At 65.7% G+C, this 20698-nt stretch carries 23 protein-coding genes; 20 read left to right on the top strand and 3 right to left on the bottom strand.

The genetic code is table 11. The features are described 5' to 3' along the window. Positions 1-207: 207 nt before the first annotated feature. The 7 genes from DFR48_RS04455 (at position 208) to rarD (ending at position 6357) form a co-directional block, all read left to right on the top strand. On the top strand, positions 208-576 hold the full coding sequence (locus tag DFR48_RS04455) for an endonuclease domain-containing protein (RefSeq protein ID WP_114361956.1): 369 nt from the start codon (positions 208-210) through the stop codon (positions 574-576). A gap of 216 nt (positions 577-792) precedes the next feature. Then, positions 793-1269 carry a GFA family protein gene (locus DFR48_RS04450; protein ID WP_114361955.1) on the top strand — a complete coding sequence of 159 codons (477 nt, stop codon included), beginning with the start codon at positions 793-795 and terminating at the stop codon, positions 1267-1269. A gap of 133 nt (positions 1270-1402) precedes the next feature. After that, entirely contained in the window at positions 1403-1873 is a 471-nt protein-coding gene (locus tag DFR48_RS04445) for a GFA family protein (RefSeq protein WP_114361954.1), read from the top strand. Then, on the top strand, positions 1870-2367 hold the full coding sequence (locus DFR48_RS04440; RefSeq protein ID WP_114361953.1) for a GFA family protein: 498 nt from the start codon (positions 1870-1872) through the stop codon (positions 2365-2367). Before DFR48_RS04445 ends, DFR48_RS04440 begins: the two co-directional genes overlap by 4 nt. Beyond that, positions 2364-3323, top strand: a complete 960-nt coding sequence (gene pip, locus DFR48_RS04435) for a prolyl aminopeptidase (RefSeq protein WP_114361952.1) — start codon at positions 2364-2366, stop codon at positions 3321-3323. Before DFR48_RS04440 ends, pip begins: the two co-directional genes overlap by 4 nt. Before the next feature lie 346 nt (positions 3324-3669). Next, the gene (gene cimA / locus DFR48_RS04425) at positions 3670-5286 is read left to right on the top strand and encodes a citramalate synthase (protein WP_114361950.1); all 1617 of its coding nucleotides are present in this window, start codon (positions 3670-3672) and stop codon (positions 5284-5286) included. Positions 5287-5448: 162 nt separating this feature from the next. After that, complete coding sequence (rarD, locus tag DFR48_RS04420) at positions 5449-6357, top strand: EamA family transporter RarD (RefSeq protein WP_114361949.1); 909 nt, start codon at positions 5449-5451, stop codon at positions 6355-6357. A gap of 12 nt (positions 6358-6369) precedes the next feature. On the opposite strand, the gene DFR48_RS04415 is transcribed toward rarD, so the two are convergent. Continuing rightward, a complete protein-coding gene (locus DFR48_RS04415) occupies positions 6370-6990 on the bottom strand; it encodes an LOG family protein (RefSeq protein ID WP_114361948.1) in 621 nt (206 codons plus the stop codon). 156 nt (positions 6991-7146) lie between these two features. Here DFR48_RS04415 and DFR48_RS04410 point away from each other — a divergent pair, with 156 nt between their 5' ends. Both DFR48_RS04410 and DFR48_RS04405 read left to right on the top strand, forming a co-directional pair. Next, complete coding sequence (locus DFR48_RS04410) at positions 7147-9258, top strand: LysM peptidoglycan-binding domain-containing protein (RefSeq protein WP_114361947.1); 2112 nt, start codon at positions 7147-7149, stop codon at positions 9256-9258. 142 nt (positions 9259-9400) lie between these two features. After that, positions 9401-11284, top strand: a complete 1884-nt coding sequence (locus tag DFR48_RS04405; protein ID WP_114361946.1) for an ABCB family ABC transporter ATP-binding protein/permease — start codon at positions 9401-9403, stop codon at positions 11282-11284. Between the two features lie 6 nt (positions 11285-11290). Here the strand turns inward: DFR48_RS04405 and DFR48_RS04400 are convergent, their stop codons facing one another. Then, complete coding sequence (locus DFR48_RS04400; RefSeq protein WP_114361945.1) at positions 11291-12598, bottom strand: sensor domain-containing diguanylate cyclase; 1308 nt, start codon at positions 12596-12598, stop codon at positions 11291-11293. Positions 12599-12843: 245 nt separating this feature from the next. Between DFR48_RS04400 and DFR48_RS04395 the strand changes: the two genes are divergently transcribed. From DFR48_RS04395 to DFR48_RS22345, 3 genes are all read left to right on the top strand, one after another. Then, a complete protein-coding gene (locus DFR48_RS04395; RefSeq protein WP_114361944.1) occupies positions 12844-13542 on the top strand; it encodes a phosphatidylserine decarboxylase in 699 nt (232 codons plus the stop codon). Positions 13543-13565: 23 nt separating this feature from the next. After that, a complete protein-coding gene (gene pssA / locus DFR48_RS04390; RefSeq protein WP_114361943.1) occupies positions 13566-14417 on the top strand; it encodes a CDP-diacylglycerol--serine O-phosphatidyltransferase in 852 nt (283 codons plus the stop codon). Positions 14418-14588: 171 nt separating this feature from the next. Further along, positions 14589-14723: a hypothetical protein gene (locus DFR48_RS22345; RefSeq protein ID WP_256481253.1), complete on the top strand. Its 135-nt coding sequence runs from the start codon at positions 14589-14591 to the stop codon at positions 14721-14723. Between the two features lie 14 nt (positions 14724-14737). Here DFR48_RS22345 and DFR48_RS04385 read toward each other — a convergent pair whose 3' ends face one another. Next, complete coding sequence (locus DFR48_RS04385; protein WP_114362309.1) at positions 14738-15502, bottom strand: SOS response-associated peptidase; 765 nt, start codon at positions 15500-15502, stop codon at positions 14738-14740. 147 nt (positions 15503-15649) lie between these two features. Here DFR48_RS04385 and DFR48_RS04380 point away from each other — a divergent pair, with 147 nt between their 5' ends. The 8 genes from DFR48_RS04380 to DFR48_RS04345 all read left to right on the top strand — a co-directional run bounded on the left by DFR48_RS04380 (position 15650) and on the right by DFR48_RS04345 (position 20694). Continuing rightward, positions 15650-16072, top strand: a complete 423-nt coding sequence (locus DFR48_RS04380; protein ID WP_114362308.1) for an NUDIX hydrolase — start codon at positions 15650-15652, stop codon at positions 16070-16072. Continuing rightward, positions 16062-16502, top strand: coding sequence for a TIGR02301 family protein (locus DFR48_RS04375; protein WP_114361942.1), 441 nt, complete (start codon positions 16062-16064; stop codon positions 16500-16502). The genes DFR48_RS04380 and DFR48_RS04375 overlap by 11 nt, the downstream gene beginning before the upstream one ends. Positions 16503-16605: 103 nt before the next feature. Continuing rightward, positions 16606-16863, top strand: coding sequence for a hypothetical protein (locus tag DFR48_RS04370; protein ID WP_170141799.1), 258 nt, complete (start codon positions 16606-16608; stop codon positions 16861-16863). A 19-nt stretch (positions 16864-16882) separates the two neighbouring features. Further along, a complete protein-coding gene (locus tag DFR48_RS04365; RefSeq protein ID WP_114361940.1) occupies positions 16883-17650 on the top strand; it encodes a hypothetical protein in 768 nt (255 codons plus the stop codon). Between the two features lie 70 nt (positions 17651-17720). Further along, positions 17721-18557 (top strand): CAF17-like 4Fe-4S cluster assembly/insertion protein YgfZ, encoded by an 837-nt coding sequence (gene ygfZ, locus DFR48_RS04360; protein ID WP_114361939.1) that lies wholly within the window; start codon positions 17721-17723, stop codon positions 18555-18557. Between the two features lie 21 nt (positions 18558-18578). Next, positions 18579-19190 carry an HD domain-containing protein gene (locus DFR48_RS04355; protein ID WP_114362307.1) on the top strand — a complete coding sequence of 204 codons (612 nt, stop codon included), beginning with the start codon at positions 18579-18581 and terminating at the stop codon, positions 19188-19190. Further along, positions 19187-19723, top strand: coding sequence for a tyrosine phosphatase family protein (locus DFR48_RS04350; RefSeq protein WP_114361938.1), 537 nt, complete (start codon positions 19187-19189; stop codon positions 19721-19723). Before DFR48_RS04355 ends, DFR48_RS04350 begins: the two co-directional genes overlap by 4 nt. Then, complete coding sequence (locus DFR48_RS04345) at positions 19720-20694, top strand: NUDIX hydrolase (protein WP_114361937.1); 975 nt, start codon at positions 19720-19722, stop codon at positions 20692-20694. Before DFR48_RS04350 ends, DFR48_RS04345 begins: the two co-directional genes overlap by 4 nt. The last annotated feature ends 4 nt before the right edge of the window (positions 20695-20698 follow it).

The following is a 20698-nucleotide window of genomic DNA, read 5'->3' as shown; positions in this document are numbered from 1 at the left end:
CGGGCAAAGCGGTTCTACGACCGAAATCCGACACCCTGCCGGACGGGCGAGCCGCGTGCAGTTCTGCCGATCTCCCCCCTTGTGGGGGAGATGTCCGGCAGGACAGAGGGGGGTACAGCAATCTCGGCACCCACCAATCGCGCGCTTGCCCTCGCACGCCACCAGCGGCAGTCTTCCAGCCGGATGAAACCGGTGGTGGAGAGCCTGATGAACCATACGCCCGTTCCACTGAAGCGCCGTTCCGACGCAAAGCGCATGCGCAAAGAGATGACCGATGCCGAACGCAGGCTCTGGCATTGCCTGCGCGCGCATCGCCTGATGGGTCTCGGTTTTCGCCGGCAGGTTCCGATCGCCGGCTTCATCGTCGACTTCGCCTGCCCCGATAGCAAGCTGATCGTCGAAGTCGATGGCTCCCAGCACGGGAACGATGCCGACCTCGCCTACGATGGGGCGCGGACGCGACGTCTGCAGGAGGACGGCTGGACGGTCTTGCGGTTCTGGAACGACGACGTGCTGCGTGACCTCGACAATGTCTGCCGGCACATCATCATCGTGGCGGGTAAGGACTGGTCGTGATTGCTTTGGCTTCGTCGCGGGGTACCCCCCTCTGCCCTGCCGGGCATCTCCCCCACAAGGGGGGAGATCGGGATGTTGCGACCATCACCGCCAGGAGTTCAGGCATCACCGGGATACTGGCAGGGCGTCGGCGGCCCAACTCTCCCCCCTTGTGGGGGAGATGTCACGAAGTGACAGAGGGGGGTAACGCGGAGCCAATCTCACGGGAGGAATGTCATGACTGAAACCCATACCGGCGGATGCCAGTGCGGCGCGGTGCGCTTTCGCGTGCACGGCACACTGAAGGACAGCTCGATCTGTCACTGCCGCATGTGCCAGAAGGCGTTCGGCAGCTATTTCGCGCCACTCGTCTCCGTGCGCGGGACGGATTTCGAATGGACCCGCGGCGCGCCGAAGAAGTTCCGCTCCTCCAATTTCGTTCTGCGCGGCTTCTGCGGCGACTGCGGCACGCCGCTGACCTACGAGGCGCCGGACGGCATGGCGATCGCGGCCGGCGCCTTCGACGATCCCGCCGCCGTGCCGCCGACGGTCCAGTACGGTGTCGAGGCGAAGCTCGGCTTCTTCGACCATCTGCACGAACTGCCGGAGCTTTCGACGCTGGACGATCTCGACAACGCACCGTTCCTCGAAGAAATCGTCTCGTTCCAGCACCCCGATCACGACACCGATACATGGCCGGAGGACAAGCCATGACCGAGAAGAAACCCGGCACGGAAATGCCGAAATGGCTGCTCTACGGGCTGATCGGCAAGGGCGTTCTCGTCCTTGTCGTCACCGTCGCGGTCGTCGCCTACGTCATGTTGAAATAGAACCCTTGGAGGCGTTCATGGAAGGCATATTCACCGGCGGATGCCAATGCGGCGCGGTCAGGTTCCGGGCGGAAAAGCTCGGACGGCCGTCGATCTGCCATTGCCGCATGTGCCAGAAACAGTTCGGCAACTTCTTCGGCGCCTTCGTGACCGGCGACCACGCGCATCTCACCTGGACGCGCGGCCAGCCGACGCTCTTCCGTTCCTCCGCCAAGGTGAAGCGCGGCTTCTGTGAGAAATGCGGCACGCCGCTCACCTACCAGCAGGGCGAAGAAATCGAACTTGCGATCGGCGCCTTCGACCATCCGGAGCTTCTCGAACCGCAGGTGCAGGTGAACCACGACAAGCGCCTGCCGTGGATCGATCACCTGTTCGAAAAGCCGGCCTACAGCAGCCCGGCAATGGAGGAGTCCTTCGCCGCCGTCGTCTCCTTCCAGCATCCCGACCACGACACGGCCGTCTGGCCGCCCGAGGAGGACGAGGCGTGAGCACTCGCGAGGTCCATTCCGGCGGCTGCCAGTGTGGCGCCGTGCGCTACCGCATCGCCGGCGAACTCGGCTACCCGCATATCTGCCATTGCCGCATGTGCCAGAAGGCGGGCGGCAACTTCTTCATGGCTTTGGCCGGAACCCGCAACGAGGATTTCCTGCTGACCCGCGGCGAACCGAGCTGGTTCCGCTCGTCCGATCCCTGTGGCCGTGGCTTCTGCGCGAAATGCGGCACGCCGCTTTTCTTCAAGACCGTCGGCTCGCCCTATATCAGCGTCACCATCGGCAGCCTCGACGACCCGGAAGCCTCCGTGCCGGTGTCACAGGACGGGGTCGAGTCCAGGGTCTCCTATTTCGACCGGCTCTTCGGCCTGCCGGAGCGCGAGACCGACCGCTCCGACCTGCCGGGCGGGACCGCCGCCGTCGGCCGCAGCAATCACCAGCATCCCGACCACGATACGGCGGCATGGCCGCCCCGAGAGGACCGATCATGACCAACGAACTGCGCGGCTTCTATCCCGAGATCGAACCCTTCGAGACGGGCTTCCTCGATGTCGGCGACGGGCATAGCGTCTACTGGGAGCGCTTCGGGACCAAGGGCGCCAAGCCTGCCGTCTTCCTGCATGGCGGCCCGGGCGGCGCGACCGGCCCGAACAACCGCCGCGTCTTCGATCCAGCCCTCTACGACGTCATGATGTTCGACCAGCGCGGCTGCGGCAAGTCGACCCCGCATGCCTCGATCGAGGCGAACACCACCTGGCACCTCGTCGCCGACATCGAACGGCTGCGCGAGATGATGGGCGTCGAAAAATGGCTCGTCTTCGGCGGCTCCTGGGGTTCGACGCTGGCACTCGCCTATTCCGAGACGCATCCCGAGCGCGTGTCCGAACTGGTGCTGCGCGGCGTCTACACGCTGACCAAAGCCGAGCTCGACTGGTACTACCAGTTCGGCGTCTCGGAAATGTTCCCCGACAAGTGGGAACGGTTCCAGGCGCCGATCCCGGAGGCAGAACGCCACGAGATGATGGCGGCCTATCGCCGGCGGCTCACCGGCACCGACCGTGAAGAGCAGTTGCGCTGCGCCGTCGCCTGGAGCAGTTGGGAGGGCGAGACGATCACGCTGCTGCCGAACCCGGATTATTCCGACCATTTTTACGATCCGGAATTCGCGCTCGCCTTCGCCCGCATCGAGAACCATTTCTTCGTCCATGCCGGCTGGCTGGAGGAAGGGCAGTTGCTGCGCGACGCCGTGAAGCTCAAGGACATTCCCGGCGTCATCATCCACGGCCGCTATGACATGCCCTGCCCGGCGAAATACGCCTGGCAACTCCACAAGGCCTGGCCGAAGGCGGATTTCCACCTGATCGAAGGCGCCGGCCATGCCTATCTCGAACCCGGCATCCTCGACCAGCTGATCCGCGCGACCGACCGGTTTGCGGGGAAGGTGTAAGTTATGGTCGCGGTCGTGGTTACCCCCCTCTGCCCTGCCGGGCATCTCCCCCACAAGGGGGGAGAGCGGCCTGGGGATGCGGCGCGGCCTCACCCTCCCCTTGAGGGGGAGGGTCGGAGCGAAGCTCCGGGGTGGGGTGACGGTCGTAGCTTGGACCCCGGACCCACGCGTCGAACTCGCGGTGTGGTTCACCCCCACCCGCCGCATCGCGGCGACCTCCCCCTCAAGGGGGAGGCGGGGGAGCGCGGCACCAGCGGCCACCACTCTCCCCCTTGTGGGGGAGATGTCACGCAGTGACAGAGGGGGGTGAAACCCCGAATACGAACGTTTGCCTGAGGATTGCAGCATGACACGCGAAAAGATCTACCTCTTCGACACGACGCTCCGCGACGGACAGCAGACGCCGGGCATCGACTTTTCGGTCGAGGACAAGATCGCCATCGCCTCGATGCTCGACGACTTCGGCTTCGACTATGTCGAGGGCGGCTATCCCGGCGCCAACCCGACCGACACCGCCTTCTTCACGCAGAAGCGCACGAACCGCGCCGCCTTCGTCGCCTTCGGCATGACCAAGCGGGCAGGCATTTCCGCTTCCAACGATCCGGGCCTCGCCCAGCTCCTGCAGGCAAAGAGCGACGCCGTCTGCTTCGTCGCCAAGAGCTGGGACTACCACGTCAAGGTCGCGCTCGGCTGTACCAACGAGGAGAACCTCGCAAGCATCCGTGAGAGCGTCGAGGCGGCGATCGCCGCCGGCAAGACCGCCATGGTCGACTGCGAGCACTTCTTCGACGGCTACAAGGCCAATCCGGACTATGCCGTCGCCTGCGCGAAGACCGCCTACGAGGCGGGCGCCCGCTGGGTCGTGCTCTGCGACACCAATGGCGGCACGCAGCCGCCGGAAGTCGGCACGATCGTCGCCGCCGTCATCGCTGCCGGCGTGCCGGGCAGCGCGCTCGGCATCCACGCCCACAACGACACCGGCCAGGCGGTCGCCAATTCGCTTGCGGCAATCGAGGCCGGGGCGCGGCAGATCCAGGGAACGCTGAACGGCATCGGCGAACGCTGCGGCAATGCCAATCTCGTGACGCTCATCCCGACCCTCTGCCTCAAGGAAACCTATGCGGAGCGTTTCGAGACGGCGATCGACCATGAGACGCTCGCCGGCCTGACACGGCTCTCGCACGCCTTCGACGAGCTGTTGAACCGCTCGCCCGAGCATCAGGCGCCCTATGTCGGCGCGTCCGCCTTCGCCACCAAGGCGGGCATCCACGCCTCCGCGCTGCTCAAGGACCCGCGCACCTACGAGCATGTCGATCCGGCGAGTGTCGGCAATTTCCGCAAGGTCATGGTCTCCGACCAGGGCGGCAAGGCGAATTTCATCAACGAGCTGAAGCGCCGTGGCATCGCGGTCGAGAAGGACGATCCGCGCCTCGACCGGCTGATCTCGATCGTCAAGGAGCGCGAGGCGACCGGCTATGCCTACGAGGGCGCCGATGCGAGCTTCGAGCTGCTCGCCCACCGCACGCTCGGCACCGTTCCGGACTTCTTCTCGATCGACGGCTTCCGGGTGATGGTCGAGCGGCGCTTCGATGCCAACGGTCACCTGAAGACGGTGTCAGAGGCCGTCGTGAAGCTCGTCATCGACGGCGAGAGCGTCATGTCGGTCGCCGAAGGCGACGGTCCGGTCAACGCGCTCGACATCGCGCTTCGCAAGGACCTCGGTAAGTACCAGGCCGAGATCGGCGACCTCGAACTCACCGACTACAAGGTGCGTATCCTCAACGGCGGCACCGAGGCGATCACCCGCGTCCTCATCGAATCCGGCGATGCGACGGGCGTGCGCTGGTGGACGGTCGGCGTGTCGGAAAACATCATCGACGCCTCCTTCCAGGCGCTGATGGATTCGATCGTCTACAAGCTGATGAAGAACCGTCAGCTCGCAGGCAAGATCGCGGCGGAGTAGGTCCGCCTCGGATAGTCGGCAGGCTATGACGCGCCGAGACACGGCTCGCGGCGCGCTACCCGCCGTTCAATTCCGGTCACCGACCCTTCACCGGAATGAATTTGTCCATTCGTGACTCATGGAGTATCGCAAGCGCCTAAAACAACAAAGGATGGAAACGCCATGGCGACCGACACCGCCGTCGAGGTCAAGAACGAGGACAGCGCGCGCGGCTTCGCCTTTGCGCTCGCCGCCTACATGCTCTGGGGTTTCCTGCCGTTCTACATGAAGGCGGTCGCCCATATCCCGCCGACGGAGGTCATCGCCCACCGCATTCTCTGGTCGATCCCAATCGCCGGCGGCGTGCTCCTCATCCTCCGGCGAACGGACGACCTGAAAGCGGCCATCCGCAATCCGCGCATGCTCGGCATGGCCGCGGTCACCGCCCTGCTCATCAGCATCAACTGGGGCATCTATGTCTGGGCGATCGGCGCGGGCCGCGCGCTCGACACCGCGCTCGGCTATTTCATCAATCCGCTGTTCTCGATCTTCCTCGGCGCCGTGCTGCTCAAGGAAAAGCTCGCACCGGCGCAGAAGGTGGCGATCACGCTCGCCGCCATCGCCGTCGCGGTACTGACCTACGACGCCGGCGGACTGCCCTGGGTGGCGCTCGGCCTCACCTTCTCCTGGGGCTTCTATGCCTTCTTCCGCAAGACCCTGCCGATCGGACCGAACCAGGGCTTTCTCCTCGAAGTGCTGCTGCTCAGCGTGCCGGCGCTCGGCTATGTCGCCTATCTCGGCGCGACCGGCCACGGCCACTTCTTCTCGACCGGAGCGAGCGACGCGCTGCTGCTGCTCGGAACCGGCGTGGTAACGGCGGTACCGCTGCTCTTCTACGCCAACGGTGCCAAGCTCCTGCGCCTCTCGACCATCGGCATCATGCAGTACCTGCCGCCGACGATGATCTTCCTGATCGCGGTCTTCGTCTTCAAGGAGCCATTCGGCACCGCCAAGATGATCGCCTTCCCGCTGATCTGGCTCGCGCTCACCATCTTCGTGTGGCCGATGCTGAGGCAATACCGCAAACAGTAAGGGCCAAGACAGTCAGAGCTTTGCGATCACCTCGTCGGCGCCGTCGAGGTCGCGCACGCCCTCGACCTTCTCGAGGATCGCCGGGATGATGTCCTCGACATTGTCGATGACGAGCGGCTGCACCCGCTCGGCGGTGTGGATGAAACCCTGCTCGCGCATGTGGCGGAGCAGTTCCAGCATCGGGTTCCAGAAACCGTTGATATTGGCGAAGACCATCGGCTTCTCGTGACGGCCGAGCTGCGCCCAGGTCATGATCTCGACGATCTCCTCCAGCGTGCCGATGCCGCCCGGCAGCGTGATGAAGGCGTCGGCGCGCTCGAACATCTTGTGCTTGCGGGCGTGCATGTCCTCCGTGACGATCAGCTCGTTGAGCTGGCCGAGGGAATGGCGCGTCGCCTCCATGTCCACCAGGAATTCGGGGATGATGCCGGTGACCTGTCCGCCGTTCGACAGCACGCCGCCCGCAACCGCTCCCATGATGCCGCGGGTGCCGCCGCCGTAGACGAGCCGCAGCCCGTGCGCGGCGATCGACCGGCCGAGCGCGCGGCCGGCGGCGATATGGTCGGGATCGCGTCCCGGCTGGGAGCCGCAATAGACGCAGACGGATCGAATCGTATTCATGTTTTCGCTCATGAAGGAAGAAAGACAATCATGCGCCGGCAAGGTCAACCGAATTGACGAAAAAGCTGTCGGTGCAAAGCCGCCATCCGTTGAGAAAGCTTGTGAAAGTGGCGAGATAAGGCTAGCAATTCCAAGGGATATGGCGGCCTATCCGCCCGGAGAGTGACTATGATGAAAAATCGTGCCGGCTTGCTGGCCTTGCTGGTGCTCGCGATTGCGACGATCCTGATGGTGTTCTTCGTCATGCCGAGGATTTCGGACGACGGGAAGGACAAGGCCCAAACGACGACAGCAAGCGGCGATGCCGCCAAGACGCCTGCGCCCGAGCCCGCCAAACCCGCGGGAGACCTCGCGGCGGCGAGCGAGAAGATGGGGCGCCTGAAGGCCGATGCCGAAAAGGCCACCCAGGCTCTCGTCTCGCTCTTTGCCGACGGCAAGGTGCCCGCGGCAGAAGCCTATGCCGGTGCGAAGGCGGAAGTCGAAAAGGCGCTCTCCGCGCTCGCCACGCTTGACATACCCGATGCGCTCGAAGCCGGTGTCAAGGAGACGATGACGGCCGCACGCGGCAATGCCGAAAAGGCACTCACCCTCCTCAGGACCTTGCCTTCCGATCCGGCCGCCGCGGCGACCGCCATCGGCAAGGTCATCGACGCGCTGGCAGGCAAGCCTGACACGGCACCGGAAGCCCCGGCCCCTCAGGCTGCGGCCCCGGCCGCGACGGAGCAGCCGGCTGCCGCCAATGCACCGGCGACCGGCCCGATCATCCCGCGCTTCGACGTGCTGCGCGTCGAACCGGACGGCTCGGCCGTCATCGCCGGCAATGCCGAACCCGGCTCGAAACTCGCGATCGTCGACGGCGACACGGTCATCTTCGAAACCGAGGTGGGCATCAGCGGCGACTTCGCCGTCATTCTCGACAAGCCGCTCTCGCCCGGCGACCACTCGCTCGAACTGCGCGTCACCGGCAAGGACGGAAAGGTCGTCACTTCGGAAGAGGTCGCGACGATCTCCATTCCCGAGAACGGCAACGGCAACCTGCTCGCCATGGTCACCAGGCCCGGCGAGGCGAGCCGCGTGATTACGGCACCGGAAACCGTCAACCAGGCCGACAAGAAGGCCCGTGTTCCGTCGGAAGCGGCTCCTGCCACGCAGACGGCCGAAGCACCACCGGCCACGGCGGCGCCGCAGGACGCTGCAGCGACACAGCAGCCCACCGAGGCCGCCAAGCCCGCACCCGCCCCCGAAGTCCAGGTAAGCGCCGTCGAGATCGAGGGCGATCGCATCTTCGTCGCCGGTACTGCCGCGCCGGGCAGCGCGGTTCGCGCCTCGGCCGACGACACGCTGATCGGCGCCGCAACGGCGGACAACACCGGCCACTTCGTCATCGAAGGCACGATCGCGCTTGCGGTCGGCGATCACACGATCCGGGCGGAACTGCTCGACGCGGACGGCAGGGTGCTGGTGCGCGCCTCCGTGCCGTTCAACCGCCCCGAAGGGCACCAGGTCGCCGTGGTCGCACAGTCGAAGGCTCCGGAAGCCGGCCAGCAGGCTGCCATGGTGCCGCTCGACCGTGCAACCTTCGAAACCATGCGTGGCTCGGTCGGCAAGGCCTTCGGCATCCTGCAGGGGCTCTTTGCCGACGGCAAGAAGCCGGCAGCCGAGGAGCTCGCCGCCGCCCGTTCGGCGACCGAGATCGCCCTTCAGTCACTCATCGACTATCGCCTCGGCGCGGGTGTCGATTCCGACTATGCCCAGTTCGTGACGCAGACGGCGGCGCGTGCCCGCAACGCGCTCGAAGCGCTGAAGGCGCTTTCGGCCGATGCCGACTCGGTCCGCGACGGGCTGCCGAAGATCGCCGAACTGATCAACGCCGTCCTCGAGCCGCTGCCGGCCGCAGCGGTCGCCGAAGCCCAGCCGCCCGCGGAGAAGGCGGAAGCGCAAGCAGAACCCGCCGCTCAGCCGCAAGCGGCGGCCCCGGCAGCGCAACCGGCACAGGCTCCGACAGAAACGGCCGCCGACGCCCCGAAGACGATCGAGCAGGCACCACTCACCGAGAGCAAGAACACGGTCATCATCCGCCGTGGCGATACGCTCTGGCAGATCTCGCGCCGCGTCTACGGTCTCGGGGTTCGCTACACGACCATCTATCTCGCCAACGCCAACAAGATCAGCAATCCGGACCTCATCGAGCCCGGCCAGGTCTTCCAGGTGCCGCACGATGCCCTTCCGAATGCGGAAGAGCTGCATCGCAAGCGCCTGCAGGGCGAGACGATCGACTGACGGCGGTGCGGAGGCGGGGCCTGTCAAAAGTTTCGGGTCCTCCATTGCACACGCATATTCGAAATCCTATGTGGCGAAAGTCGGCGGCCTCCGAGAGGCCGCCGATTTCATCTGACGACGGTTGACGCGAGGGGCAGGCAACATGACGAAGAAGAAGACCGTATCGGCGGATTCCTCCAATCCGCTCGAAACGCTGGTCAATCTCTGGCCGTACATGTGGCCCTCCGGCCGGCCGGACCTCAAGGCGCGCGTCGTCTGGGCGACGGTCTTCCTCGTCATCTCGAAGTTCATCCTGCTTCTCGTTCCCTACTTTTTCAAATGGGCGACCGATGCGCTGAACGGGCGGCTCGACATGGTCGGGCTGCTGCCCGCATTCCTGCTCGGCGCCGTCGCGCTCGTCATCCTCTACAATCTCACCCGCATCGCCCAGGTCGGCCTCAACCAGCTCCGCGACGCGCTTTTCGCGAGCGTCGGCCAGTATGCGGTGCGCCAGCTCGCCTACCGGACCTTCGTCCATATCCACCAGCTCTCGCTGCGCTTCCATCTGGAGCGCAAGACCGGCGGCCTCTCGCGCATCATTGAACGCGGCACGAAGGGCATCGAGACGATCGTCCGCTTCACGATCCTCAACTCCGTGCCGACCTTGCTCGAATTCCTGCTGACGGCCGTGATCTTCTGGTGGGGCTACGGCTTCTCCTATCTCGCCGTCACCGCGATCACCGTCTGGGCCTATATCTGGTTCACGATCAAGGCGAGCGACTGGCGCATCGGCATCCGCCGGTCGATGAACGACAGCGACACAGAGGCCAATACGAAGGCGATCGACTCGCTCCTGAACTTCGAGACCGTCAAATATTTCGGCAACGAGGAGATGGAAGCCAAGCGCTACGACAAGTCGATGGAGCGCTACGAGAAGGCGGCGACCGACGTCTGGACCTCGCTCGGCTGGCTGAACTTCGGCCAGACGGCGATCTTCGGTCTCGGCATGACCGCCATGATGGTGATGTCGGCGCTCGCCGTGCAGCGCGGCGACCAGACGATCGGCGACTTCGTCTTCGTCAATGCCATGCTGCTGCAGCTCGCCATGCCGCTCAACTTCATCGGCTTCGTCTACCGCGAAATCCGCCAGGGCCTCACCGACATCGAGCAGATGTTCGACCTCCTCGAAGTCGATCCGGAGGTGACCGACAAGCCGGGCGCGCCGGAGCTGGCGATCGCAAAGGGCGCCATCTCGTTCAAGGACGTGCATTTCGCCTATGATCCGCAGCGGCCGATCCTGAAGGGCATCTCCTTCGAGGTTCCGGCCGGCAAGACGGTCGCCGTCGTCGGCCCGTCTGGTGCAGGCAAATCGACGATCTCGCGTCTGCTCTACCGCTTCTACGACATCCAGAAGGGCTCGATCACCGTCGACGGACAGGACGTCCGCGACGTGACGCAGAAGAGCCTGCGCTCGGCGATCGGTATGGTGCCGCAGGATACCGTTCTCTTCAACGACACCATCGCCTACAACATCCGCTACGGCCGTCCCTCCGCGACCGACGAGGAGATCCAGGCCGCAGCCGAAGTCGCCCAGATCGCCCGCTTCATCAGCGACCTGCCGGACGGCTTCCAGACGAAGGTCGGCGAACGCGGGCTGAAGCTCTCGGGCGGCGAGAAGCAGCGCGTGGCGATCGCCCGCACGGTCTTGAAGGCACCGCCGATCCTCATCCTCGACGAGGCGACGTCGGCGCTCGACACGACGACCGAGCAGGAAATCCAGGCCGCCCTCGACGTGGTCTCGGAAAACCGCACGACGCTCGTCATCGCCCACCGGCTCTCCACCGTCATCGGTGCGGACGAGATCATCGTTCTCAAGGGCGGTGAGATCGCCGAGCGTGGTACCCACGGAGAACTGCTCGCGATGAACGGCCTCTACGCCTCGATGTGGAACCGCCAGCGCGAAGCGATCCAGGCGGAGGAGCATCTGCGTCAGGTTCGCGAGAGCGACGACATGGGCGTCGTGGTCCGCCGCACCCCGGCGGTCTGACCGTCGTCAGGCTTCGCTGGCGTAGCCGGACTGCCGCAGAGCGATGCAGATGCGGTTGCGGCCGGAGCGCTTCGCCCGGTAGAGCGCCTCGTCGGCCTCCTTCAGGGCGTCCCAGAGCGTGCCGCGCAACGGATCGAGCTCCGCGACGCCGATGCTGAGCGTGCCGGCCGGCTCGTCGACATCGGGAAGGAAACCGGCATCCGACACCTGCCGGCGCATCGAATCGGCGATCTCAGCCGCCTGCATCAGGGTGAAGCCGGGAAAGAGGGCGTAGAATTCCTCGCCGCCCGCCCGTGCAATGGTGATGCCGTCGCCGGCGCTGCCTTCGAGCAGGGCTGCGGTCGCGCGCAGCACCCGGTCGCCTTCCGCATGGCCGAACTGGTCGTTGATCGACTTGAAACGGTCGAGATCGATGACTGCGACCGAGACCGGACGCCCTTCCCTGCGGGCGAGCTCGATCGCCTCGGTGGCGATCTCGAAGAACTTGCGGCGGTTGTAGGCATTGGTCAGCGGGTCGCGCGCTGCGGCGTCGATCAGCCGCACTTCGAGACTCTTGCGGTCGGTGATGTCGAGCATGGCGCCGGCGATGCCGCGAAGGCGCCCGTCCTCTGAGACGATCGCGGCCTTGTGGAAGGCGACGTGATGGAGCGATCCGTCGGCATAGCGCACCTCGCACTCGTAGACCTGCTCGCCGCCGCGGGCGAGGAGCGCGTCATCGGCCTGCTGATAGCGGCGCGCCAGATCCTCCGGCGCCACGTCGTAGACGGAACTGCCGATCACCTTCTCGGTCGGCAGGCCGATGAACCCCTCGAATGCCTTGTTGCAGCCGACATAGATGCCCTCGCCGTTCTTGAAGAAGATCGGTGTCGGCAGGCTGTCGATGCAGGCCTGCAGGTGGTCGCGCTCGAGTTCGACATGGGCCAGCTCCCGGCGCATCCGCCGCCGTCTCGCAAGCACGGCACGGGCACGGGCGAGGCAGAGGGTCATATCGTCGAGGCGACCGAGCAGCAGAACGTCGTCGAAGCCCGCCTGCAGGATGTCGTCGGCGCGGGGCGCGCCGAAGGCTGCGTCGGCGACGCCGATCAGGTACTCGTCCGGTCCGAGGATCTGGCGGACCGCGACTGCCGTCGACACGGGATGCTCGGCGCCGAGCGGCACGAAGCAGATCGCCACGCCGGCCCCTTCGGGCTTGCCGGGACGAAGGTCGAACCCTTCCAGTTCCGGAGGGATCGAAACCTCCCCGGTGGAATGCCAGTAAAGCGGGGCGGCATCCTGCCGTGCATTCACCTCCGCAGTGCTGCAAAATCCGTGCATGAGGAACACTTCCCAAGTAGAAGGCGCAGCGACGAGCGCCGGAGCCGTGCCTGTGTTCGACGAACCCGCGCCGATACTAATAAGCAACCGTTGATACTTAGTACATGACAGTTGCCAACCCGCGAATGCATCGTCCAAGAATGATACAGATTGCCGCGCGCACTGTCTTTCGAGACTGCGCCATTGCCCCCGGCGGGCTTTCGCGGTAGTCAGCAGGCCTGATTTCCCGCGAGGAGACGATCCCCATGAATTTGCTCGACACCGTCCGCAACACCATCGTTCCGATTCACAAGGAAGGCTATCCCTTTGTCGCCGCCTTCTTTGCAGGGTCCTTGGTTCTCGGCTGGATTTCCGAGCCGCTGTTCTGGGTCGGCATGGTGCTGACCGTCTGGTGCGCCTATTTCTTCCGTGATCCCGAGCGCGTCACGCCGCAGGACGACGATCTCATCATCAGCCCGGCCGACGGCAAGGTGTCCTCGATCCAGATGGTCGTGCCGCCGGAAGAGCTGCAGCTCGGCAACCAGCCGATGCTGCGCATCTCCGTCTTCATGAACGTCTTCAACTGCCATGTGAACCGCGCGCCCGTCCGCGGCCGCATCACCAACATCGCCTATCGCGAAGGCTCTTTCCTCAACGCCGAACTCGACAAGGCGAGCCAGGAGAACGAGCGCAACGGCCTGGTGATCGAAACCACACACGGCAATATCGGCGTCGTGCAGATCGCGGGTCTCGTGGCCCGCCGCATCGTCTGCTGGGCGAACCCGAACGAAACACTCACCGCCGGCGAACGCTTCGGTCTCATCCGCTTCGGCTCGCGTCTCGACGTCTTCCTGCCGGCCGGCGCCGAACCGCGCGTCGCGCTCGGCCAGACGGCCGTCGCCGGCGAGACGGTGATTGCGGAATTCGGCTCGGCCAAGGGCCCCATCGTCAGCCGCCGCAGCTGATCGCCGTCGGCAAGGAGGGCGAGATGGAAGCGCAAGTACCGCCGAGCGAACCGAAGAACAGCCATGACGGCGCCCGTGGCCCGAGGCTCCGGGAAATACCCCTTCGCCTGATCGTGCCGAACCTCATCACGGTGCTCGCGATCTGCTCCGGCCTCACCGGCATCCGGCTCGCCTTCGAGAACCGCTACGAACTCGCGGTGACGCTGGTACTTGCCGCCGCCTTCATCGACGGCATCGACGGGCGCGTCGCGCGGCTGATGAAGGCGACGTCCAAATTCGGCGCCCAGATGGACTCCCTCGCCGACATCGTCAATTTCGGCGTGGCGCCGGCCCTCGTGCTCTACGTCTTCATCCTCGACCAGGCCCGCTCCATCGGCTGGATCGCCGCCCTGATCTACGCGATCGCCGCAGGCCTGCGCCTCGCCCGCTTCAACGTCATGGCGGAGCGCGAGCACAAGGCGCCCTGGCAATCGGAATATTTCGTCGGCGTTCCGGCCCCCGCCGGCGCCCTCATCGTGCTTCTGCCGATCTATCTCGGCTTCCTCGGCGTGCAGCCGACCGCGTCCGTCGCCTATGTCGCCGCCGGTTACACCGTGCTGATCGCCTACCTGCTCATCAGCCGGCTGCCGGTCTGGTCCGGCAAGTCCGAGACGCAGAAGATCCGCCGCGACCTCGTCCTGCCGGTGACGCTCGGCATCGTCGTCTATGTCGCACTTCTGATGAGCTTCACCTGGGAAGTGCTGTCGGTCACCGTCATCGCCTATCTCTGCACGCTGCCCTTCGGCGCCCGCGCCTGGCACAGGCGCTTCGGAACCCTGATCGTCATGGACGACGTCGGCGACGGCAACGAAGCGGAACTTGACCGCGGTCTGTGAAATCTCTATCCGCCTCCGGCCATCATCCGAGCGAATCACCGTCGTGTGCCTTGCTCTCGGATTATGTCCGCGTTGACCAAACGTGATTTGCCGGAACCGTCATTTCGACCAAGTTCTAAGGCAAAACCATAAAAAAATCATAGGGACTGGAAGCAATTCAGGAGAACGGAAATGACTGGGAAGAAGGCGGCTGACGCCGCGCCCCCGAAGCAGAATCTCGACGGCAACTATCGACCGCTCGGCCTGAAGGCCGTGATCGCGGCGGCGCTGATGTTGAAGCGCAATTCCTCGAAGAAGGCCGCATAGCTGATCGACGGCGGTCAGAACAACGACATCTGGCCTGACCCCGCCTCCCCGTCCGTCCTCTCGACCGGCGGCAGACTTTCGGCCACCGCCGCCTGAATTGCGGGCCCCGTGTTGCTCACCTTGTTGACGAGGTTCGACACGGGGACCGCCTCGAAGAAGTCTTCGGCGGGTGCCGCGAGAAGATCGGTGACCTCGCGCGGCTCGTAGGCGCGGCAATCGAGCCAGCGGTCATAGTCCTCCGGTGCGATCACCACCGGCATCCGGTCGTGGATGCGGGCGATGGAACGGTTGGAACCGACCGTCAGGATGGCGCCGGTGTCGACCTCGGAACCGTCCGGCGACGACCAGGTCTCCATCAGGCCGGCGAAGGCGATGACGCCGCCGTTGCGCGGCCTGATCCAGTAGGCCTGCGATTTCTCGTCGCTGCCCTTTTCCGGCCGGTGCCATTCGTAGAAGCCCGAGGCCGGGACGAGCACGCGACGATGGCGCATGGCCGCCTTGAAGGAGGCCTTGCCGATCGCCGTCTCCGCACGGGCGTTGATCAGCAGCGGAAAGTCGTTGGGGTCCTTCACCCAGGACGGCATCAGCCCCCAGCGGACAAGCATCGCCCGGCGCTCCGGCATGTTGCTGCCCGGCTCGCGGCGCTCCGACTGGATGACCACGAGGATCGGCTGGGTGGGCGCGATGTTGTAGCGGGCGGGAAAGGCCTCGAGCTCGAAGAGTCCGAGCGCGTCCCGTACCTCTTCGGGCATCGCCGACAATGAAAAGCGTCCGCACATGCGCGGATTGATGGCACCACCGTGGCGGCCGGTCAAGGAGAGGACGAGGGCATTGCGCGGCGGCGCCGATGCCGCAATACTCCGCGAAGCGGCTCTCATTCGACGGAATCCGGGCCAAGAAGGAGAGGACGACCTATATTCATGAGCATGACGAAGACGTCCTTTGCCTCAGCCTCGTCGGCGATCGTGGGACGTGACGGCCGCATCCTCCTCGTGCGCCGGCTCAATCCGCCGGCCGCCGACCTTTACGCCTTCCCCGGCGGCAGGGCCGAACCGGGCGAGACGCCGGCCGAAACGGCTCTGCGCGAGCTGCAGGAGGAGACGGGCCTGCGCGGCGGGAACCCGCGGCTCTTCCATTTCTACGAGCTCGCGGCCGAGGCGGAAAGCGGCACCGGCGGCTTCTTGCTCTCCGTCTTCCTCGTCGACGTCGAGGACGAGACGGAGGCGCTCGCCGCCGACGATGCCGCCGATCTCGGCTGGTACCGACCGGACGAGATTGCCCGCTTGCCTGTGCCCCCGAGCATTCTCGACTGCCTCGAAAGGCTGGCGCGTGCCCGCGATGACCGCTGACATCAAAGCGCGCTCGCGCGTCTCCGCCACCATGGCCACCGCCCTTCTCGTCGCGTTGCTCGGCGCCCTGCCCGCCGCGGCACAGGAGGCGTCACCGCCGCCGCCCGTGGAGCAGCAGGAAAAGCCCGCCCCCTACGACGCGCAACTGATTCGGCTTTCCGAGATCATCGGCGCCGTCCAGTATCTTCGAAACCTCTGCGGCAATTCGAGCGAGCCGGAATGGCGCCGGCAGATGGAAAAACTGATCGAAATCGAGACGGCGGGAGCGCCGAAACGTCGCGAACGCATGGTCGCGGCCTATAATCGCGGCTATCGCTCCTTTGCGTCGGTCTATACGACCTGCACGCCTTCGGCCGCCACAGCCGCCGAGCGCTACCGTGCCGAAGGCGCAACACTTGCCATGGAAATTGCGACCCGCTACGGAAATTAGCGAATAATTAACCCGTTTCGACACGACCCCGTGTCGTTTCAGGAAAAGGCTGCTAGTGTTGTTAACACGTGAGTAAGAACTGATTGCATCGAGGATGAGTATCATGGAACCGCGCCGCAACGACATCGACGACATGATCGTTCACGAGAAGATGCAGGCCGCCCTCGAGTACCAGAACGAAGCCTGGGCGGACGGCATGGCCGACGGCATCGAGCCGGAAATCATCGCCGACGCCGCCTTCGCACTCGCCATGCGCGAGACGATTCGCATTCACGGAGAGGAAGGCGCCGAGGCCATCCTCGAGCAACTCAAGGCCCGCATGGTCGCAGGCGAGTTCTCCCCGACGCGCAGCATCCAGTAATCGACGAAGAGGGACGGCGATGAAGAAGGCGTCCGCTCGGGCCAGCCGGCATCGCGATCTGCGCCGCCTGGCGACCACTCTTATCGCCGGCGTGATGCTCGTCGGAACCGTCGGCAGCGCCTCGGCACTTTCGGAATTGAAACAGATCGGCGGGCAGCCGGCCGAAGAGCCCGCCCCGACCGTGGAGGATACGCCCGGTGCAGCGCCGCCTTCGGGCGCAGTCATCGGCATACCGGACCCCGACCCGCTGATCAGCACGCCTGACGACAAGGCGGACACGACGAGCGGCGCCGAGGATGCTCCCGAGGACCAGGGACCGCCGCCAGAGGTCATCTACGATATCGAAAAGGCGCCGGAGCCGGTGCGCAAGCTGCGGCAGCTGATTATCGAGGCCGCAGCATCGGGCGATATCGAGCGGCTGAGGCCCCTCCTCAATCCCGGCCCGAACCAGACGCAGGTCATGCTCGATTCGGCCGATCCCGACCCGATCACCACGCTCAAGGGCCTTTCCGGCGACAGCGAGGGCATCGAAGTCCTGGCGATCCTGCTCGACGTTCTCTCCACCGGCTTCGTCCATATCAATGCCGGCACGCCGGAGGAGATGTATGTCTGGCCCTATTTCGCGGAAAAGCCGCTTTCCACGCTGACGGCCCCCGAAAAAGTGGAGCTGTTCCGGATCGTCACGGCCGGCGACTTCGCCGACATGCAGGAATCCGGCAACTACAATTTCTTCCGCGTCGGCATCTCGCCGGACGGTCAGTGGAAACTCTTCACGGCCGGCGACTGACACCGGCGCTTGCCGTTTGCCCGCCAAGCCCTTAACTCTCTGACATCGCAACTTCGGAAAATCGCAGACGATGCCAGCAGCGTTTCTTCCAGATCGCGCCCTGATCCGGGTTTCCGGAGCGGAGGCGGAGCATTTTCTCCAGAACCTCGTCACGACCGACGTGGCGGCGCTGCCTGTCGGCGAAGCCCGGCCCGGCGCGCTCCTGACCCCGCAGGGAAAGATCCTCTTCGACTTCCTGATTTCGCGCGACGGTGACGGTTTCCTTCTCGAAACCGCGGCCGGCCAGCAGGCCGATCTCGTCAAGCGGCTCACAATGTATAAGCTGCGCGCGGCGGTCACCATCACGGCCGAACCGGAAGCCGGCGTCACGGTCTCCTGGGGCGATGAGCAAGACGCGGCCGCCCTTCTCGACAGGCGGTTTGTGATCGCCGGGACGGTGCTTGGCCGCCGGCCGGGCAGGTATGCCGGGGAGGACGACGGCGCCTACCTCGATATCAGGATCGCCGCGGGCATCGCCGAATCGGGCGCCGACTTCGCGCTCCAGGATGCCTTTCCCCACGATGTCCTGATGGACCGCAACGGCGGCGTCGGCTTCAAGAAGGGCTGCTATGTCGGCCAGGAAGTGGTCTCGCGGATGCAGCATCGCGGAACGGCCCGCCGGCGGGTCGTGCTCGTCGGTGGCGGGACGCCTCTGCCGGCGCCGGGAACGGAAATCACCGCCGGCGGAAAGCCGGTCGGCACGCTCGGTTCCGTCCATGGCGAGAAGGGCCTTGCGATCGTCCGCATCGACCGCGTCGGCGAGGCGCTTACTAAGGGCGTACCGGTGCTCGCCGGAGAAACCGCTTTGACCGTTAGCCTTCCGGCCTGGTCGGGTCTCGATTTCCCGACGGTCGCCGAGGAGGCCTGACCGGTGCCGCCGCTCACGCAGATGAAATCGCGGGCCTGGCAGCGGATGCTTTCCGGCCGGCGGCTCGACCTCCTCGATCCCTCGCCGCTCGACGTCGAGATCAGCGACATCGCCCACGGCCTTGCCCGCGTCGCCCGCTGGAACGGCCAGACCTCCGGCGACCATGCCTTTTCCGTCGCCCAGCACAGTCTGCTCGTCGAGGAGATCTTCCGCCGCAGCCACCCGAAGGCGAGCGCCGACGACCTGCAGATGGCGCTGCTGCACGACGCCCCGGAATACGTGATCGGCGACATGATCTCGCCCTTCAAGGCGGTCGTCGGCGGCGACTACAAGGTGGTCGAGAAGCGGCTCGAAGCGGCCGTCCACCTGCGCTTCGGCCTGCCGCCGCATCCCTCGCGCACCCTCAAGGACGAAATCAAGAAGGCCGACCGGATCGCCGCCTATTTCGAGGCGACGGAGCTTGCCGGCTTCGCGCCGGCGGAAGCGCGGAAATTCTTCGGCCAGCCGCGCGGCTTCGACCGCACCACGCTGATGGTCGCGCCGCTCCCCGCCTTCGAAGCCCAGCGACGTTTCGTCGAGCGCTTCGAGGCGATCGAAGCGGCGCGGGCGCAAGCCAGGAAGGCGGCACCGTGAGCGCGATCGTCGTCTCCCCCCTCGCCCGCATCGCCGAAATGGCCGTTCGCCACAAGGCGCGGGAAATGATCAGCCTGCTCGCGGAAGGGCAGGATTTCCATCGGCCCGGCGTGATCGACCCGGCGCGCCACCTGAAGCTCGGCATCCACGACATAACCTTCGCCGGTACCGGCGATCTCGTTGCGCCGCAGGAGGTCCACGTCGCGCAGATCATCGATTTCGCCCGCAGCTGGGACCAGGCTTCTCCCCTCGTCGTCCACTGCTGGATGGGGGTGTCGCGCTCGCCGGCGGCAGCACTCGTCGCCAGCCTCGCGGTCCGGCCGGACGACGACGAGGTGGAACTCGCCACACGCCTCAGGCAGGTCTCGCCCTACGCCACGCCGAATGCCCGGATCGTCGAGATCGGCGACCGGCTGCTCGGGCGCGGTGGCCGGCTCGTCGCGGCGGTGAAAGCGATCGGCCGCGGTGCGGATGCCGACGGAAACGCGCCCTTCGTGCTGCCGCTCTCGCCTTCCGGAGACCGCCTGCCATGACGGCGGCAAGCTCGCCGATCGAGATCAGCCTCGACGCGGCGATCGTCGCCGTTTCCGGCGGCAATCCGCAAATTCTCGTCGTCAGCGACCCGGCGAGCGAACTCGAAAGCCTGCCGTTCGGGCCGTTCGATCCGGGGCGCTACCGCACCATGGAGATGTCGCTGCGCGTCGCCGTCGAGGCGCGGACCGCGCTCCACATGGGCTATATCGAACAGCTCTATACCTTCGGCGACCGCGGCCGGCACAAGATGCCGGGCGATATGGGCCCGCATCTCGTTTCCGTCGGCTATCTGGCGCTGACGCGCATGGATCCGGAGCGGACAGCGACCCTTTCCGCCGCCGGCGTGCACTGGCGCGACTGGTACAATTATCTTCCCTGGGAGGACTGGCGTCAGGGGCGCCCGGTCCTCCTCGATCAGGTCATCCTGCCGGCACTGCGGCAATGGGCGGAGGAGGCAGGCGGCGATGCCGCGGGTGCCGCCCGGCTCTCACGCCGCTCGCGCCTGAAGCTCGCCTTCGGGCTCGATGACTTCCCGTTCGACGAGGAACGGGTGCTCGAGCGCTACGAACTGCTCTACGAAGCCGGCCTCATCGAGGAGGCCGTCGCCGACGGTCGCGTCTGGCACACAGGGCTTGCGGCCCGGCTCGGCGTGCCGATGCGCTTCGACCACCGCCGCATCATGGCGACGGCGATCGCGAGACTTCGCGGCAAGCTCAAGTATCGCCCGGTCGTCTTCGAACTGATGCCGCCGGAATTCACTCTTACCGAATTGCAGGCGACGGTGGAGGCGATCTCCGGCCGCCATCTCCACAAGCAGAACTTCCGCCGCCTGGTCGAGGGCGCCGAGCTGGTCGAGCCGACCGGCGGCACTATGGCGGCAACCGGCGGTCGCCCGGCCGCCCTCTTCCGCTTCCGCCACCAGATTCTCGAAGAGCGCCCCGCGCCGGGACTGAAGGTCGGAGGACGCTGAACGC

The sequence above is a fragment of the Ciceribacter lividus genome, from assembly GCF_003337715.1.
GTDB lineage: Bacteria > Pseudomonadota > Alphaproteobacteria > Rhizobiales > Rhizobiaceae > Allorhizobium > Allorhizobium lividum.
This window is presented reverse-complemented; position numbering and strand designations above follow the sequence as displayed.

What these genes read in the sequence shown, in the direction of transcription:
- DFR48_RS04370 (WP_170141799.1), top strand. Translation starts at nt 16,606, where the DNA reads ATGGAACCGCGCCGCAACGACATCGACGACATGATCGTTCACGAGAAG.
- pssA (WP_114361943.1), top strand. Translation starts at nt 13,566, where the DNA reads ATGGAAGCGCAAGTACCGCCGAGCGAACCGAAGAACAGCCATGACGGC.
- DFR48_RS04395 (WP_114361944.1), top strand. Translation starts at nt 12,844, where the DNA reads ATGAATTTGCTCGACACCGTCCGCAACACCATCGTTCCGATTCACAAG.
- DFR48_RS04415 (WP_114361948.1), bottom strand. Translation starts at nt 6,990, where the DNA reads ATGAGCGAAAACATGAATACGATTCGATCCGTCTGCGTCTATTGCGGC.
- DFR48_RS04385 (WP_114362309.1), bottom strand. Translation starts at nt 15,502, where the DNA reads ATGTGCGGACGCTTTTCATTGTCGGCGATGCCCGAAGAGGTACGGGAC.
- DFR48_RS04345 (WP_114361937.1), top strand. Translation starts at nt 19,720, where the DNA reads ATGACGGCGGCAAGCTCGCCGATCGAGATCAGCCTCGACGCGGCGATC.
- DFR48_RS04365 (WP_114361940.1), top strand. Translation starts at nt 16,883, where the DNA reads ATGAAGAAGGCGTCCGCTCGGGCCAGCCGGCATCGCGATCTGCGCCGC.
- DFR48_RS04355 (WP_114362307.1), top strand. Translation starts at nt 18,579, where the DNA reads ATGAAATCGCGGGCCTGGCAGCGGATGCTTTCCGGCCGGCGGCTCGAC.
- DFR48_RS04400 (WP_114361945.1), bottom strand. Translation starts at nt 12,598, where the DNA reads ATGCACGGATTTTGCAGCACTGCGGAGGTGAATGCACGGCAGGATGCC.
- DFR48_RS04380 (WP_114362308.1), top strand. Translation starts at nt 15,650, where the DNA reads ATGACGAAGACGTCCTTTGCCTCAGCCTCGTCGGCGATCGTGGGACGT.
- rarD (WP_114361949.1), top strand. Translation starts at nt 5,449, where the DNA reads ATGGCGACCGACACCGCCGTCGAGGTCAAGAACGAGGACAGCGCGCGC.
- DFR48_RS22345 (WP_256481253.1), top strand. Translation starts at nt 14,589, where the DNA reads ATGACTGGGAAGAAGGCGGCTGACGCCGCGCCCCCGAAGCAGAATCTC.
- ygfZ (WP_114361939.1), top strand. Translation starts at nt 17,721, where the DNA reads ATGCCAGCAGCGTTTCTTCCAGATCGCGCCCTGATCCGGGTTTCCGGA.
- DFR48_RS04450 (WP_114361955.1), top strand. Translation starts at nt 793, where the DNA reads ATGACTGAAACCCATACCGGCGGATGCCAGTGCGGCGCGGTGCGCTTT.
- cimA (WP_114361950.1), top strand. Translation starts at nt 3,670, where the DNA reads ATGACACGCGAAAAGATCTACCTCTTCGACACGACGCTCCGCGACGGA.
- DFR48_RS04445 (WP_114361954.1), top strand. Translation starts at nt 1,403, where the DNA reads ATGGAAGGCATATTCACCGGCGGATGCCAATGCGGCGCGGTCAGGTTC.
- DFR48_RS04375 (WP_114361942.1), top strand. Translation starts at nt 16,062, where the DNA reads ATGACCGCTGACATCAAAGCGCGCTCGCGCGTCTCCGCCACCATGGCC.
- pip (WP_114361952.1), top strand. Translation starts at nt 2,364, where the DNA reads ATGACCAACGAACTGCGCGGCTTCTATCCCGAGATCGAACCCTTCGAG.
- DFR48_RS04455 (WP_114361956.1), top strand. Translation starts at nt 208, where the DNA reads ATGAACCATACGCCCGTTCCACTGAAGCGCCGTTCCGACGCAAAGCGC.
- DFR48_RS04405 (WP_114361946.1), top strand. Translation starts at nt 9,401, where the DNA reads ATGACGAAGAAGAAGACCGTATCGGCGGATTCCTCCAATCCGCTCGAA.
- DFR48_RS04410 (WP_114361947.1), top strand. Translation starts at nt 7,147, where the DNA reads ATGATGAAAAATCGTGCCGGCTTGCTGGCCTTGCTGGTGCTCGCGATT.